Genomic DNA, 14,483 nt, shown 5'->3' with positions numbered 1-14,483 from the left:
GCGGCGATTTAAGGTGGAGTTAAGGGGTCAAAAACATCACGATGCCGTCACTGGCAGACGTCCACCCATTCCGCACCCGTCAGCGCAGCCATGTGGTCTGGCGTAATACGCACCGCCGCATTGGTGGCACCGGCAGCAGGAACAACCTCGGCATAGTTTTTCAGCGAAATATCGCAATAGATCGGCAATGCGGATGGCAGACCAAAAGGACAAACGCCGCCGACGGGGTGGCTCGTCGCCTCCACAACATCCTCCGCGCCCAGCATGCGCGGTTTGGCACTGAAGCGGTCTCGGAATTTTCGGTTGTCCAGCCGCTTCGTACCTGCGGTGACGACTAGAAGTATGGTGTCACCAGCCTTGAGACAGATCGTCTTGGCAATCTGATCAGGGTCGACATTGTGCGCCTCAGCCGCAAGCGCGACGGTGGCAGAACTGCCTTCTGTCACCAAAACCGTGACCTCTGGAGCGTTTTTAGCGAAAAATTCTCGGACTGAATCGATGCTCATGCGCAATCTTTAGGCGTTGTCGCCGCAGGGAGCAAGTATTCTGGTGTAAGCTATGCATATAATGCAATGCTGCGCTGCAATCTCTTGTCTTTTTATTCTGGGTAATTGTTGTATTTTCAAACCATCGAAGCGGCGCACTCCTCCTCCCAGCGTCGCCCGATTGGACTGACAACACTCCTCCTCCCAGTTGTCAGTCAGTTTCAAGAACCCGGCGCACCTCCTCCCGCGCCGGGTTTTTGCATTTTAGCCTTCCGGCAACGGCCCATATTCCAGCGCTGAAAATCATAGCGCAAAGCCACGTTTTGGAGCGGAAGATTGAACGAATTCAGCGTCGCTTTTTGTTTTCGCGCGCGAAAGAAACTTGACTTATCGGCTCTGTCATCTTAGGTGTTCCGCATCGATATTTGTTTGACGACCAGAGCTTCAGCGTCTTTTAGACGTAAACGACGATCTTTCCTTCAAATTCGAGAACACCGCGCTGATTTTCAGTGCAAACGTAATTTGCCAACGGAAGGAACATCGTTATGGCGACTGGTACAGTAAAATGGTTCAACGCAACCAAGGGCTACGGCTTCATTCAGCCTGATGATGGCGCACAGGACGTATTCGTGCACATCTCCGCTGTTGAGCGCGCTGGCTTGAACGGCCTCAAGGATGGTCAGAAGATCACCTATGAACTCGTTCAGGACCGCCGTTCTGGCAAAATGTCTGCTGACAGCATCATTGCTGCCTAAGTGGCGTTCTCGGTTGGCGATTTGGCCGGCCTGATTTGATTGAGAAAGGCCGGTTTTTCCGGCCTTTTTTATTGACGGTTCTTTTATGAATTTAGACGTTTGCTTGATGCCGCTCTTATTTGCCATCCCTAAAAAATAAACCCACGGTCTTGTAAATGCCGTTATCCGCACCGATATAGGGTTCATGAGTGTTTCAGCGATCTCCCCGCAAGGTGATTTGAACCACTTGGTTGCTTCTTGTGTGTTAACCAAAGATTAACCAAAGCAGAGCAATCATGTGCTGGAAGACGCGAGCGACAGCAACTTTTGTTGGCGCCGTGCTGAGACACCAAACCGTTTTATGCACTTTGACCACGGATGTACTGGCACTGACGCAAAAACGGTAGGAAAGGTCGGGCTTGCCCGGCCTTTTTGATTTTTAGCCCATTGGGTAAACAAAAACGCCGCTGAACATATCCAGCGGCGTTTTTGTTATCTTGGTGCTGTTACTTAACCGCCAGAGCCGACAAAATCCGCACCCAGGAACGAATGCCCTTGTGGAAGGATTGCAGGTCGTACTTCTCATTCGGCGAATGGATGCGGTCGTCTGTCAGTCCAAAACCGATCATCAGCGAATCCATATCCAGCATTTTTTGGAAATCACCAACGATGGGGATGGAGCCGCCCATGCCAATGACGACGGCGGGCTTTGCCCATTCGTCCGACAATGCGCTCTTGGCTTTCGTCAACGCAGGGGAATCGTAGGACAGCTGGATGGCTGGCGAGCCGCCATGCTCATGAAACTCCACAGAGCAATCGGCCGGGATTTTCGAGGTGATGTAAGCGCGGAAGCTTTCGCGGATTGCAGCAGGATCTTGGTTGCCGACGAGACGGAAGGAGATTTTTGCGGATGCCTTTGCGGCAATCACCGTCTTGAAGCCTTCTCCGGTATAACCGCCGATGATGCCGTTGACTTCCGCCGTTGGCCGCGCCCAGGTCAGCTCCAGAACCGAGCGACCTTTTTCGCCAGCGGGAATCGAAAGGCCAACTTCGCCTAGAAACGATTCTGCGGAGCGACCGAGGTTGTCCCAAGACGCCTTGATGTTGGAAGGCGTTTCTTCCACGCCGTTATAGAAACCGTTCAGCGTCACGCGACCTGTTTCGTCATGCAGACCGGCGAGAATGTTGGTGAGGATATGGATGGGGTTGGCAGCAGCACCACCGAACAGACCGGAATGAAGATCGCGGTCAGCCGCAGTGATGACGACTTCTTCTCCGACGAGGCCGCGCAGTGCGGCGGCAATCGCGGGTGTTTCACGGTCCCACATGCCGGTGTCGCACACCAGCGCGTAATCGGCCTTCAACTCATCCGCATTGGCGTCGAGGAAAGGCTTGAGCGATGGTGAGCCGGACTCTTCTTCACCCTCGAACAGAATGGTGATCCGCAACGGCAGCGATCCATGCACCTGCTTGTAAGCACGGCATGCCTCAACGAAGGTCATCAACTGACCCTTATCATCTGCCGTGCCACGGCCGGTAATAACCTGCCTACCTTCGCCAATGTCCTTGATAGAAGGATCGAAAGGATCGTTTTCCCACAATTCGATGGGATCGACGGGCTGCACATCATAGTGGCCGTAAAACAGCACATGCGGCGCATCGGGGGTTGCGCCATCGTGGTGCGCAACGACCATCGGGTGGCCAGCCGTATCGCGCACCGAGGCCGTAAAGCCGAGGCCGGTTAGGTCACGCGTCAGCCAGTCTGCGGCCTTGCGGCATTCCGCCTTATAGGCCGGGTCCGTGGAGATGGATTTGATGCGGACGAGTTCGAACAGCCTTTCAAGGCTGGCATCGAGATTATCGTCTACCGTGGAAAGAACGGGGGAAATGTCGGTCATTACGCGATCCTGTCATGCCAGAGCATCGGCCCGAAAATCCGGCTAGGATTTTCGGAAAGCACGATGCGTAGATTCAGAGGTTAGAGCATTACAGTGCGTCCATGAGAATGCACTGTAATGCTCTAAGATCGGCGGAGAATAGAGCAAAGGGGACTCGGTTTCGAGCCGGAAAAATCATTTCTCTGTTTTGGATAATTCGATAGCACGACCCATATATTCCAGCAGCAATTGTCGCTCGAATTTCAGCAAACCGGCCAGCATGGCATCATCCGTGGCTTTTGAGGCGGCAATCGCCTGCAATTCCAGTTCGCGGCCACGCTCCGTCAATTCGATGATCTGGGCGCGCCTGTCTCTAGGGTGCGGCTTGCGTTCAATCAGGCCATCGCGCTCCATGCGGGACAGGGTGTTGGCAAGCGTTGCCTGTTCCACATCCACACGATCCAGCAATTGCCGTTGCGTAAGCCCCTCCTCATGCCAAAGTTCCAGCAATATCGGGAATTGCCCCGGCGAAAAGCCGAGTGCTGCCGCGCGCTTGTACAGCGCTTTTGAAAAACTCTTTGCCAGTTGTGCGGCAAGATAGGTCGCTGAATCGTTCCGCGAAAAACGCATCTCATTCAAGTCCTGACGGCGCGGTGGCGTGATACGCCACGATTTGCATATTATGCTATATAGATATTCAGGCTTTCGCGAAGCATGTGGCGCGCACAGTTAAATGAAGCATAAAAAAACCGCCATGGCCGGGAGGGGACGGCCATGGCGGTTGTATTGAAGGACAAAGGCCCGGAGAGGGGGATAGGCCTTTGTCCGGTCTGATGCGGCGGGGGACGAGCCTGCAATCAGACACGGCGTGATCAGTCGCCGTCCTCTAAGAAATGAGGCTGCAAATACGGCTTTTCAAGGGAAGGCAGGATTACAAATTTGTAACGTTATGGTGAGGTTTAATCCACTTGGCGGCGCGTCTTCTGCCTATACCAGAAAATCAATATATTCGCCGCCGATATCACCACCGTCACGCCGACAAAATCCAGCAATACCCGCTCTAAGCTGGCTTCACCTGTCGTTACGACAATGGTGATGAATGCAGCAAGCAAAGCGGCGTTCAGAACCTCAAACTCCGCTTGGGTTGCCAGGCCGCGGGTATCATCGAGATGTCCTGGAAAATAGGTTCGAAGACCCTTTGAGGCGAGAAGGAAAATCGGCGCGACCAAGATTTTCTGAAAAATCACCGCGCTCGTATCGCCAAAGAACCACGACGCTATGCCCGTGATCAGCATGAGTATGGCAGACTCCACATAAGCCACCGCCATCGATCTACTGTTCATTTGACCTCCCGACGTCATCAAAGAATGTTGTAGGGCATTTCATTGCAACGATAGACCTTTGCGCCGTGGCGCGCTATCCATGCTTCCCATGAAAAAAGGCGATCACCTCTTCCTCGTAGACGGCTCCGGGTTCATTTTCCGGGCGTTCCATGCCATTCCTGCGCTCAACCGCAAATCAGATGGGCTACCCGTTAATGCGGTGTCCGGTTTCTGCAACATGTTGTGGAAGCTGTTGAAGGATGCGCGCAACACGGATGTGGGCGTGACGCCAACACATTTTGCGGTGATTTTCGATTATTCTTCGAAGACCTTCCGCAATGAGCTTTACGATCTTTACAAGGCCAACCGCTCTGCACCACCGGAAGATCTGGTGCCGCAATTTGGCCTGATCCGCCACGCCACACGCGCCTTCAACCTGCCCTGCATCGAAACCGAAGGCTTTGAGGCGGATGATATTATCGCGACTTACGCCCGTCAGGCCGAGGCGATTGGCGCGGATGTGACGATCATCTCGTCCGATAAGGATTTGATGCAGCTGGTCACCGCCAATGTGCATATGTACGACGCGATGAAGGACAAGCAGATCGGGGTTCCAGACGTCATTGAAAAATGGGGCGTTGGCCCTGAAAAGATGATCGACCTGCAAGCCATGACTGGCGATTCGACCGATAACGTACCCGGCATTCCGGGCATCGGCCCGAAGACGGCTGCGCAATTGCTGGAAGAATATGGCGATCTCGATACGTTGCTGGAACGCGCTGGCGAAATCAAACAGCAAAAGCGGCGCGAAAACATCATTGCAAACGCCGAACTGGCGCGCCTTTCACGGCAGCTAGTGGCGCTTCGCACCGATGTGCCGCTGGAGCTTGCGCTGGATGCGCTGACGCTGGAGCCGCAGGACGGCCCCAAGCTGATCGCCTTCCTGAAGGCGATGGAATTCACCACGCTGACGCGGCGGGTGGCCGAAGCAACAGGCGCAGATGCTGCGGTCATCGATGCCGCCCATGTTCCGGTGGAACGTGGCAACGAGGCGCATGGGCCTGATCTGGATGGCGTGGCAGAGCCTGTTGGCGATAAAGATGCTTCCTCTGATGATGGTGCGCCAGCCAAGATTTCGGCGAAAGCTGCCAATGTTGATGGCAGCACCCCAGACGAGCTTTCCTCTTCTCGCGCCACGATCTTCTCTGCCGCCAAGATCGATATCACCGCCTATGAAACCATCCGCACGGTGGAAGAGCTGGATCGCTGGATCGCGCTGGCGCGCGAAACAGGTGTCGTCGCGTTCGATACGGAAACCACATCGCTCGATCCTATGCAGGCGGAACTGGTCGGTTTTTCGCTGGCGGTTGCCGATAACAGTAAGGATGCCAGCGGCACGGATATTCGCGCCGCATACGTGCCTATAGCCCACAAGACCGGCTCCGGTGGCGATCTGTTCAGCGATGGCATCAAGCTTGCACCCGACCAGATTGCGTCAAGTGATGCGCTGGACCGATTGAAGGTGCTGCTGGAAGACCCGTCAATCCTCAAGGTCGCGCAAAACCTGAAATATGATTATCTGCTGATGAAACGCCTCGGCATCGTTACGCAGAGCTTTGACGACACGATGCTGATGTCTTACGTGCTGGAAGCGGGCAAGGGCTTGCACGGCATGGATGCTTTGTCCGAGCGCTGGCTGGGCCACACGCCGATTGCTTACAAGGATGTGGCAGGCTCCGGCAAATCCGGCGTGACGTTTGATTTCGTCGATATCGACAAGGCAACGGCCTATGCCGCTGAAGACGCAGACGTCACATTGCGCCTGTGGATGGTGCTAAAACCGCGCCTCGTGGCTGACCGTTTGACAACCGTTTATGAACGTTTGGAACGTCCGCTTGTGCCGGTTCTGGCGCGCATGGAAGAACGCGGTATTACCGTCGACCGGCAAATCCTGTCTCGCCTGTCCGGTGAACTTGCGCAGAAGGCCGCGGCCTTCGAAGACGAGATTTACGAGCTGGCAGGCGAAAAATTCAACGTTGGCTCACCCAAACAGCTTGGCGATATTCTGTTCGGCAGAATGGGTCTGCCTGGCGGCTCCAAAACTAAAACCGGCCAATGGTCTACCTCGGCGCAGGTGCTGGAAGACCTTGCAGCGGAAGGCGCTGAACTGCCGCGCAAGATCGTGGATTGGCGACAGCTGACCAAACTCAAATCCACCTATACCGACGCGCTGCCCGGCTACGTTCACCCGGAAACGAAGCGGGTTCACACCTCCTACTCCATGGCATCGACGACCACAGGCCGTCTATCGTCATCGGAACCGAATTTGCAGAACATTCCGGTGCGTACAGCAGAAGGCCGCAAAATCCGCACGGCCTTCATCTCCACCCCCGGCCACAAGCTTTTGTCTGCCGATTACAGCCAGATCGAACTTCGTGTTTTGGCGCATGTGGCCGATATTCCGCAATTGAGAAACGCCTTCGAAAACGGCATCGATATTCACGCCATGACGGCATCCGAGATGTTCGGCGTTCCCGTTGAAGGCATGACCTCTGAGGTGCGCCGCCGCGCCAAGGCCATCAACTTCGGCATTATCTACGGCATTTCCGCCTTCGGCCTTGCCAACCAGCTCAGCATCGGACGTTCGGAAGCCGGCGACTACATCAAGAAATATTTCGAGCGCTTTCCCGGCATTCGCGACTACATGGAAAGCACCAAGGCGTTTGCGCGTGAAAACGGTTACGTCGAAACGATTTTCGGTCGGCGTGTACATTACCCGGAGATCAAGTCATCCAATCCATCGGTCCGGGCCTTTAATGAGCGCGCCGCAATCAACGCGCCCATTCAGGGTTCTGCCGCCGATGTCATTCGCCGCGCCATGATCCGCATCGAACCGGCGCTGGAACAGGCTAAGCTTTCGGCACGCATGCTGTTGCAGGTGCATGACGAATTGATCTTCGAAGTCGAGGAGGCAGAGATCGAAAAGACGCTGCCGGTCGTGGTGTCCATCATGGAAAATGCGGCCATGCCCGCCATCGACATGAAAGTGCCGCTGAAAGTGGATGCCCGCGCCGCCGCCAATTGGGACGAGGCGCACTGACGCCTTGTTTCGTCATCGAAGTGTCGCTTGCACGGCGTAGGTGAAGGCTCATTATTTTCCGGAGCCTCACCCCATGCACACACCGTTCGTTTCACAGCGACTTTCACTCTTTTCAAGCGTCGGCAAAAACGCGCCTCCACGCCATCTTGGAACGCGCTTGAATGCGGATGGGGAGTTTCTGCACGAGCTAGGCAACACCGTTGTCTGCCACTTGGTAGAAGGTTCGACGACACAGTCTGCGATCATTAAAGCCCGTCAGCAGCTTTTGGACATGCCGGAGGCCAGCGCTCATCTGGCGTTCACCCCCGTCTCCAGCCTGCATATGACGGTGTTTCAGGGCATCATAGAACGCCGTCGCACATGGCCCTACTGGCCAAAAGAAATGCCGCAGGATGCATCCATCGATCAGATGACAACATTTTATCGGGAAAGGCTGCAAAACTTCCCGAAGCTTCCTTCATTTTCGATGGAGGTCACGGGCGTCACGCCAAACGGCCTCGTCATGAAGGGTGTGACAGCGGAAGATGACCGGATCGTTGCCGAATGGCGCAACGCCTTTGCGGAGGCTTTCGGATATCGCCACCCCGATCATGAAACCTACGAGTTTCACATTACCTTCGCTTATATCATCCGCTGGTTCGACCCCGCCTGCCTGCCGCTTTGGCAAAGGGCCCTGGACCGATGCCTTGACGAGCTGCGGTCTGCCGCTCCCATTATTGAGATGCGCCCGCCAGCATTCTGTGAATTCAGCGATATGAAGCATTTTGAGGAATTGATCGTTTTCGATCCAATCTGATACTCAGTGTCAAAAGCTTTGGCGCAAAACCGTTCTTCGCGATTCGGACATTATTGAAAAAATCTGCGCCGGGGCTGGTCAAAGCCTTGGGAGGCATGTATAAGCGCGCCAAAATTCAGATATAGAAACATGTGATATTTAGCCTTGGTCCTGGCTGGTTCCCGTGTTTCGCCGCATCAGTGGAGTTACACAAATGGCAGTACCTAAGAGAAAAACAAGCCCATCCAAGCGCGGCATGCGTCGTTCGGCTGATGGCCTCAAGTCCGCAACCTACGTTGAAGACAAGAACTCCGGCGAACTTCGCCGTCCACACCACATCGACCTGAAGACAGGCATGTACCGTGGCCGTCAGGTTCTGACACCGAAAGAAAGCGCATAATTTTTTGCGTATTCTGTAAGTTATAAAAAGCCGGCCTTTGGGTCGGCTTTTTTGTTTTCATATCCAAGCTTGGAAATTCTGATCCCTCCCCTTAAAGTTGGTCGAGGGAGAACGGACTTCGTGTAGGTCCGCCATGTGGAGGGTTCAGGTCAGTGAAATATCGCTGGGTTGGTGTCGTGCTTGTTTGCCTTGGTCTGGCCGGTGTTGCCCTGACCAGAGGAAGCGAACTCGTTGCCGAAAGCTATTTCGATGAGGTCGTGGCCCAAGGCGGCACCACTTTGCGGCTGGCTGTATCGGCGCTTGGCGGTCATTTGAACCGGTATGAACCCCTGCCCGCATTGATGGCCGATCATGATGATATCGAAGAACTTGTCGCCCACCCGGAAGATCAGATACTGCGGCAGCGGGCCAATATCTATCTGAAGTCAATCAACGACCTCCTGAAATCCTCCGACATCTACATCATGACGCTGGATGGCGAGACGATTGCTGCCAGCAATTATGACGGCCCGGCCAGCTTCGTCGGCCAGAATTTCAGCTATCGCCCCTATTTTCAGGATGCCGCCAAAGGCCTGCAATCAAGGTTTTTTGCGCTCGGCACGACCTCCCACAAGCGCGGATATTATTTCGCCTCGCCTATCCTCTTCAATCAAGAGATCAAGGGCGTCATCGTTTTCAAGGTCGATATCGAAGGCATCGAAGCCTCGTTCGGCAACGGCGAAAACCGGATTTTCGTCAACGATCCCGAAGGCATCATCTTCATGACGGGGACGCCAGAATGGCTTTATTCGGCCATCCAGCCGCTGACATCCGATCGCATTGCCCGCACCGAAGGCTCCCGCCGTTACGCCAACGCCAATCTCACACAACTTCCCATGACGCGCAGCGCATTCGGTGCCCACGAACTGATGACCATCCGCGAGGGAGAACAGGACCGCGAGTATCTTTTCCTCTCCCAGCCGATGCCGGAAGCGGGATGGACCGTCAATGTGTTGATGGATACCGGCTCTATCCGCACGCAGGTCAAGACGACCATGATTGCCATCGTGCTGTGCCTTTGCCTTGCTGGCGCACTCGTGGCCGCCATGTTGCAACGGCGCAAGAGATTGCGCGACCGGTTGATCCATCAGGCCGAAGCACAAGCAGAACTGGAACGCCGGGTCGAGGAACGCACAGCCGATCTTGCCCGCGTCAACCGCGATATCAAGCACGAGATTGCCGAGCGGAGGCAAACCGAAAAGCGACTGCGAAAAACTCAAAAAGATCTGATCCAGGCAGGCAAGTTGGCAGCCCTTGGGCAAATGTCAGCGGCGCTGTCGCACGAATTCAACCAGCCGCTTTCTGCCGCCAAAAACTATGCGGAAAGCGCGTCCTTGCTGATAGATCGTGGCAGGCTTGATGAAGCGTCCAACAATCTCAAGCGAATTTCGGCGCTGATCGACCGCATGGCCGCCATCGGCAAACATTTGCGAAATTTCGCCCGCAAGCCCAACGAGAAAATTGGCCCCGTACCACTGGATGCCGTGGTGAGTGACACGTTAGAAATCGTCAACGCCCGTCTGAAGGCGGCAGATGCGAAATTGCATGTCGATTTCGGGCCGGTACCGCTCAATGTGAAGGCTGGCCCGGTGCGGCTTCAGCAGGTGCTGGTCAACATCATTTCCAACGCTGCCGATGCTGTGGAAGGGCTTGAGGATCGCCGTATCGATCTCACCGCATGGCAGGAGGATGGCAAAGTCATCCTGTCCATCCGTGACCGGGGCCCCGGCGTGCCGCCCGCCATCATGGAGCGTATTTTCGACCCGTTCTTCTCCACCAAGGGCGTGGGCAAAGGGCTGGGCCTTGGCCTTTCCATCTCCTACAACATCGTCAAGGATTTCGGCGGACGCCTGAGCGTGACGAATTTGGACGAGGGTGGCGCACGTTTCGATATAGAACTGGACGCGGAAGCGCCGATGGAGATTGCTGCCGAATGAATGTATCGCGTGTTTTGCTGATCGATGATGAAGAGGATTTGCGGCTTTCCACCGCGCAGGCGCTGGAGCTTGCCGGTATGGAGGTCATCACCGTCGAAAATGCCGACCACGTTTTTGAATTGATCGGCTACAGCTTCGATGGCGTTATCGTCAGCGATATCCGTATGCCCGGCATGGACGGCATGACGCTTCTGCAAAAGGTGCGGGAGCTGGATGCGGAAATCCCGGTCATTCTTGTCACCGGCCATGGCGACGTACAGCTTGCCGTCAGCGCCATGCGCAACGGTGCCTACGATTTTATCGAAAAGCCTTTCAACATCCAGTATCTCGCGGGCATCATCAAACGCGCCATAGACCGCCGCTCCCTCGTTCTGGAAAACCGCCGCCTGCGCGCCGTGGCAGGCAAGCGGGACGATCTGGAAACCCGCCTGCCGGGACGCACGCAGGTGATGGTTGATTTGCGCTATCGTATCCGCGCCATTGGTGCTGCGGATGCCGATACGCTGATTATCGGCGACACGGGGGCAGGCAAGGAAGTGGTCGCCCGTGCGCTGCATGATGTCAGCGCCCGCGCGGACCGGCCCTTCGTCGCCATCAACTGCGCGGCCTTGCCGCAACATTTGATCGAAAGCGAATTGTTCGGTCACGAGGCGGGCGCCTTTCCCGGTGCGCTGCGACCGCGTTATGGCAAATTCGAACATGCGCGTGGCGGCACTATTCTTTTGGACGAAATCGGCTCCATGCCGTTCGACATGCAGGGCAAACTGCTGCGGGTGTTGCAGGAGCGTACGATCACCCGCCTTGGCTCCAACGAGACCGTGGAGCTTGATGTACGCTTTATCGCGACCAGCAAGGCTGATTTGGCGCAAGAGGCGCTGGCGGGGCGTTTTCGGCAGGATTTGCTCTACCGGCTGAATGTCGCCACCGTGCACGTGCCTTCGCTGGCCCAACGCCGCGCCGACATTCCACTTCTCTTCCTCCAATTGGTGCGTGAAGCTGCGGCACGTTACGGCAGAGACGATCTCGACGTGCCCTCGGATATTGTCTCTACGCTGGAGATGCAGGAGTGGCCCGGCAATGTGCGGGAACTGAGAAATGCGGCGGACCGGCTGGTGCTCGGACTGGATGGAAACCCTTCCGATGGCCCGCAATCTTCTGCCCAGAATTCCGCAAGCCTCTCGGCCAAAGTCGCGGAGTTTGAGAAATCCGTTCTGGCAAGAGCGATTGCACTGCACAAAGGCAACCTGAAGGCCGTTTATGAAACACTCGGGATATCCCGCAAGACGCTTTACGAAAAAATGCAAAAATACGCGCTGACGAAACATGAGTTTGGCGACGACGATTTAAAAGCTCTTCCATAGAGATCGGAGACTATTTTTCTGTTGTCGACGTTTAAATAAATATCCCTAGATGGGTTTTATCGTTTTTTCTTAACTGCTCTACGAGCCATCCAATAAATTCTTTCAGATAGTCAAATCAGTTCATCGACTATTCATTCGCCTTGTATATTTCTATCTCTATTCAGTCCAATTCAGGTCTGGTTGTGGGAGACGGGTTTTGATGAAGTTTGGTTCTATTTTGATTGCTACCGGCATGATTGTATTGGGCGCCGTTTCTGCTAGCGCGCAGACAACAGGTGACTGGGTTCTTGGAAACTACAAGGGCGCTGGTTACTGGTTTCCGGGCGTTATCGACAAAGTTGCTGGTGGCAAGATCACCATTCGCTACGACGATGGCGACAAGGAAACGGTTTCAATCAACGCTGTCCGGCCCTACGACTGGATGATCGGCACGAAGGTTGAATGTAACTACAAGGGTGCGGGAAACTGGTATTCTGGCAAGATCGCTTCGCTGGCAGGTGAGAAAATCGGCATCGCCTATGACGATGGCGACAAAGAAACGACAAAGACCGGTCGTTGCCGCACGAAGTAATGTCTACGTCCATACACACGTGTGATGCAGCCCGTCGCCTTTCAGCGACGGGTTTTCCATTGAGATGAGAATTGCAATGGGTGGATTTTCACCCATCGATAGTCCTAAATGTTTCGAAATCCACCCATTGCAGGCAAGGAGCGCCGCTTTTCTTCTTAAGCGACATCGCGAAGCATTGCGCAACGCCCGATGCCAATTGCAAATGACCTCACCCACGGCTGGTCGCAGAGGAGCGAAGCGGTCGATGAGGCCATAATTCATCGGGAGGAAAAGATGAAAATTCTCAAGACCGTCACAGGTGCCGTGGCTGCTGCTGCTGTATCGATGTTTGCACTGTCCGCATCTGCGCAGACCTACCCGCAGCGCAATATCACCATGGTCGTTCCGTTTGCTGCCGGTGGTCCAACGGATACGGTTGCGCGTCTGGTTGCCGAATCCATGTCGAAAGACCTCGGCCAGCAAATCATCGTCGAAAACATTGGCGGTGCCGGTGGCACTCTGGGCGCAGGCCGCGTGGCCGCTGCCGATGCGGATGGCTATACGGTTCTTTTGCACCACATCAGCATGGCAACAAGCGCCACGCTATATCGCAAGCTGGCCTATGACACAGTCAATGCATTCGACTATGTCGGCCTTGTCACCGAAGTGCCCATGACGATCCTGTCGCGCAAGAACCTTGAGACAACCGATCTCAAAGGTCTGATCGACTACGCCAAGACCAACAAGGATAAGGTAACGGTCGCCAATGCCGGCATTGGTGCGGCTTCGCATCTGTGTGGCATGTTGTTCATGAGTGCCATCCAGACCCCGCTCGTCACCGTTCCGTATAAGGGCACGGGTCCGGCAATGACCGATCTTCTCGGCGGTCAGGTGGATATCATGTGCGACCAGACGACCAACACGACAAAGCAGATTCAGGGCGGCACGGTCAAAGCCTATGCGGTCACGACACCGAAGCGTCTCGACGTTCTGCCGAACGTTCCAACCGCCGCCGAGGCTGGCCTGCCGAACTTCGAAATCGCCATCTGGCACGGCATTTACACACCGAAGGGTACAGCTTCGGATATTAACGAGCGCTTGTCCAAGGCACTTCAGGTCGCCCTGAAAGACCCAAGTGTCGCCGCCCGTTTTGCTGAACTCGGCGCAACGCCGTCGCCTGTCACAGACGGTACGCCTGCGGCTTTGAAAGCCAAGCTCGAAAGCGAAATCGCCCGCTGGAAGCCAGTGATCGAATCCGCTGGCCAGTACGCCGACTAAGCCTGCTGCCAGACACTTAACCGGCGGAACGTTCAGTACCGCCGGTTTTTTGGATGTTGGCTCATCATGACAGCAACCAGCTTTTTACTCTTCAAGATCAGCGCATAGTGCTTTCGAAAACCCACCCGGAAACCGGGCCAATTCGTCAGCGGGGGACTGAGACATGAAATCACTTTCTTTCGATGCCACAGAGGCAATCTGTGGCGCCTTTTTCATCGCGCTCGGCGTGTTCTTCGCTTGGCAATCCTACGGTTTGGAACTGGGAACCGCGTTTCGCATGGGACCAGGTTATTTCCCGTTGGTGTTGTCCATTGTGCTCGTTGGACTTGGGACGTTGATCTTTCTGCGTGCAGGCAACGTCCAAGGCGAACCGCTGGGCGCGATCGCCTGGCGCGGTATTTTTCTCATTCTGCCCGCACCGATCTTTTTCGGCATGACAGTGCGCGGCCTCGGCTTCGTTCCGGCACTGTTTATAAGCGCACTGATCGCATCCTTTGCATCGCATAAGATGAAACCGCTTATGGCCGTTATTCTGTCCATCGGCATCACCATATTTTCCGTTGCCGTGTTCGATTACGGTCTTGGCCTTCCCTTCCAGCGCTTCGGCCCCTGGCTCAATTTCTGA

Annotated in this window: 13 protein-coding genes; 9 read left to right on the top strand and 4 right to left on the bottom strand. The window is 55.1% G+C overall.

The features are described from left to right. Positions 1 to 47 precede the first annotated feature (47 nt). Entirely contained in the window at positions 48 to 506 is a 459-nt protein-coding gene (locus RMR16_RS13940) for a YbaK/EbsC family protein (RefSeq protein WP_320200301.1), read from the bottom strand. 524 nt (positions 507 to 1,030) lie between these two features. Here RMR16_RS13940 and RMR16_RS13935 point away from each other — a divergent pair. Continuing rightward, a complete protein-coding gene (locus RMR16_RS13935) occupies positions 1,031 to 1,240 on the top strand; it encodes a cold-shock protein (RefSeq protein ID WP_103585394.1) in 210 nt (69 codons plus the stop codon). 485 nt (positions 1,241 to 1,725) lie between these two features. Here RMR16_RS13935 and RMR16_RS13930 read toward each other — a convergent pair whose 3' ends face one another. The 3 genes from RMR16_RS13930 to RMR16_RS13920 all read right to left on the bottom strand — a co-directional run bounded on the left by RMR16_RS13930 (position 1,726) and on the right by RMR16_RS13920 (position 4,391). After that, positions 1,726 to 3,117 carry a dipeptidase gene (locus RMR16_RS13930; protein ID WP_320200302.1) on the bottom strand — a complete coding sequence of 464 codons (1,392 nt, stop codon included), beginning with the start codon at positions 3,115 to 3,117 and terminating at the stop codon, positions 1,726 to 1,728. A gap of 174 nt (positions 3,118 to 3,291) precedes the next feature. Further along, positions 3,292 to 3,726: a MarR family winged helix-turn-helix transcriptional regulator gene (locus RMR16_RS13925; protein WP_320200303.1), complete on the bottom strand. Its 435-nt coding sequence runs from the start codon at positions 3,724 to 3,726 to the stop codon at positions 3,292 to 3,294. A gap of 329 nt (positions 3,727 to 4,055) precedes the next feature. Then, positions 4,056 to 4,391 carry a hypothetical protein gene (locus tag RMR16_RS13920; RefSeq protein ID WP_320200304.1) on the bottom strand — a complete coding sequence of 112 codons (336 nt, stop codon included), beginning with the start codon at positions 4,389 to 4,391 and terminating at the stop codon, positions 4,056 to 4,058. A gap of 136 nt (positions 4,392 to 4,527) precedes the next feature. Here RMR16_RS13920 and polA point away from each other — a divergent pair, with 136 nt between their 5' ends. The 8 genes from polA (at position 4,528) to RMR16_RS13880 (ending at position 14,483) form a co-directional block, all read left to right on the top strand. Continuing rightward, positions 4,528 to 7,518, top strand: a complete 2,991-nt coding sequence (polA, locus tag RMR16_RS13915) for a DNA polymerase I (RefSeq protein ID WP_320200386.1) — start codon at positions 4,528 to 4,530, stop codon at positions 7,516 to 7,518. A 73-nt stretch (positions 7,519 to 7,591) separates the two neighbouring features. Further along, entirely contained in the window at positions 7,592 to 8,314 is a 723-nt protein-coding gene (locus RMR16_RS13910; RefSeq protein ID WP_320200305.1) for a DUF1868 domain-containing protein, read from the top strand. A 193-nt stretch (positions 8,315 to 8,507) separates the two neighbouring features. Then, positions 8,508 to 8,693, top strand: a complete 186-nt coding sequence (rpmF, locus tag RMR16_RS13905) for a 50S ribosomal protein L32 (RefSeq protein ID WP_003507205.1) — start codon at positions 8,508 to 8,510, stop codon at positions 8,691 to 8,693. Between the two features lie 152 nt (positions 8,694 to 8,845). Beyond that, positions 8,846 to 10,669 (top strand): sensor histidine kinase, encoded by a 1,824-nt coding sequence (locus RMR16_RS13900; RefSeq protein WP_320200306.1) that lies wholly within the window; start codon positions 8,846 to 8,848, stop codon positions 10,667 to 10,669. Continuing rightward, on the top strand, positions 10,666 to 12,030 hold the full coding sequence (locus RMR16_RS13895) for a sigma-54-dependent transcriptional regulator (RefSeq protein ID WP_320200307.1): 1,365 nt from the start codon (positions 10,666 to 10,668) through the stop codon (positions 12,028 to 12,030). Before RMR16_RS13900 ends, RMR16_RS13895 begins: the two co-directional genes overlap by 4 nt. Before the next feature lie 199 nt (positions 12,031 to 12,229). Further along, positions 12,230 to 12,601 (top strand): tudor domain-containing protein, encoded by a 372-nt coding sequence (locus RMR16_RS13890; protein WP_320200308.1) that lies wholly within the window; start codon positions 12,230 to 12,232, stop codon positions 12,599 to 12,601. A 273-nt stretch (positions 12,602 to 12,874) separates the two neighbouring features. Then, positions 12,875 to 13,858, top strand: coding sequence for a tripartite tricarboxylate transporter substrate-binding protein (locus tag RMR16_RS13885; RefSeq protein WP_320200309.1), 984 nt, complete (start codon positions 12,875 to 12,877; stop codon positions 13,856 to 13,858). A 163-nt stretch (positions 13,859 to 14,021) separates the two neighbouring features. Next, positions 14,022 to 14,483: a tripartite tricarboxylate transporter TctB family protein gene (locus RMR16_RS13880; protein ID WP_320200310.1), complete on the top strand. Its 462-nt coding sequence runs from the start codon at positions 14,022 to 14,024 to the stop codon at positions 14,481 to 14,483.

This window comes from Agrobacterium sp. rho-13.3, assembly GCF_033957765.2.
Lineage (GTDB): Bacteria > Pseudomonadota > Alphaproteobacteria > Rhizobiales > Rhizobiaceae > Agrobacterium.
Note: the sequence above shows the minus strand (reverse complement) of the source record. Positions and strands in the feature narration are given on the sequence as shown.

Coding starts and splice junctions, on each gene's coding strand:
- RMR16_RS13940 (WP_320200301.1), bottom strand. CDS start 506: ATGAGCATCGATTCAGTCCGAGAATTTTTCGCTAAAAACGCTCCAGAG.
- RMR16_RS13935 (WP_103585394.1), top strand. CDS start 1,031: ATGGCGACTGGTACAGTAAAATGGTTCAACGCAACCAAGGGCTACGGC.
- RMR16_RS13930 (WP_320200302.1), bottom strand. CDS start 3,117: ATGACCGACATTTCCCCCGTTCTTTCCACGGTAGACGATAATCTCGAT.
- RMR16_RS13925 (WP_320200303.1), bottom strand. CDS start 3,726: ATGCGTTTTTCGCGGAACGATTCAGCGACCTATCTTGCCGCACAACTG.
- RMR16_RS13920 (WP_320200304.1), bottom strand. CDS start 4,391: ATGCTGATCACGGGCATAGCGTCGTGGTTCTTTGGCGATACGAGCGCG.
- polA (WP_320200386.1), top strand. CDS start 4,528: ATGAAAAAAGGCGATCACCTCTTCCTCGTAGACGGCTCCGGGTTCATT.
- RMR16_RS13910 (WP_320200305.1), top strand. CDS start 7,592: ATGCACACACCGTTCGTTTCACAGCGACTTTCACTCTTTTCAAGCGTC.
- rpmF (WP_003507205.1), top strand. CDS start 8,508: ATGGCAGTACCTAAGAGAAAAACAAGCCCATCCAAGCGCGGCATGCGT.
- RMR16_RS13895 (WP_320200307.1), top strand. CDS start 10,666: ATGAATGTATCGCGTGTTTTGCTGATCGATGATGAAGAGGATTTGCGG.
- RMR16_RS13890 (WP_320200308.1), top strand. CDS start 12,230: ATGAAGTTTGGTTCTATTTTGATTGCTACCGGCATGATTGTATTGGGC.
- RMR16_RS13885 (WP_320200309.1), top strand. CDS start 12,875: ATGAAAATTCTCAAGACCGTCACAGGTGCCGTGGCTGCTGCTGCTGTA.
- RMR16_RS13880 (WP_320200310.1), top strand. CDS start 14,022: ATGAAATCACTTTCTTTCGATGCCACAGAGGCAATCTGTGGCGCCTTT.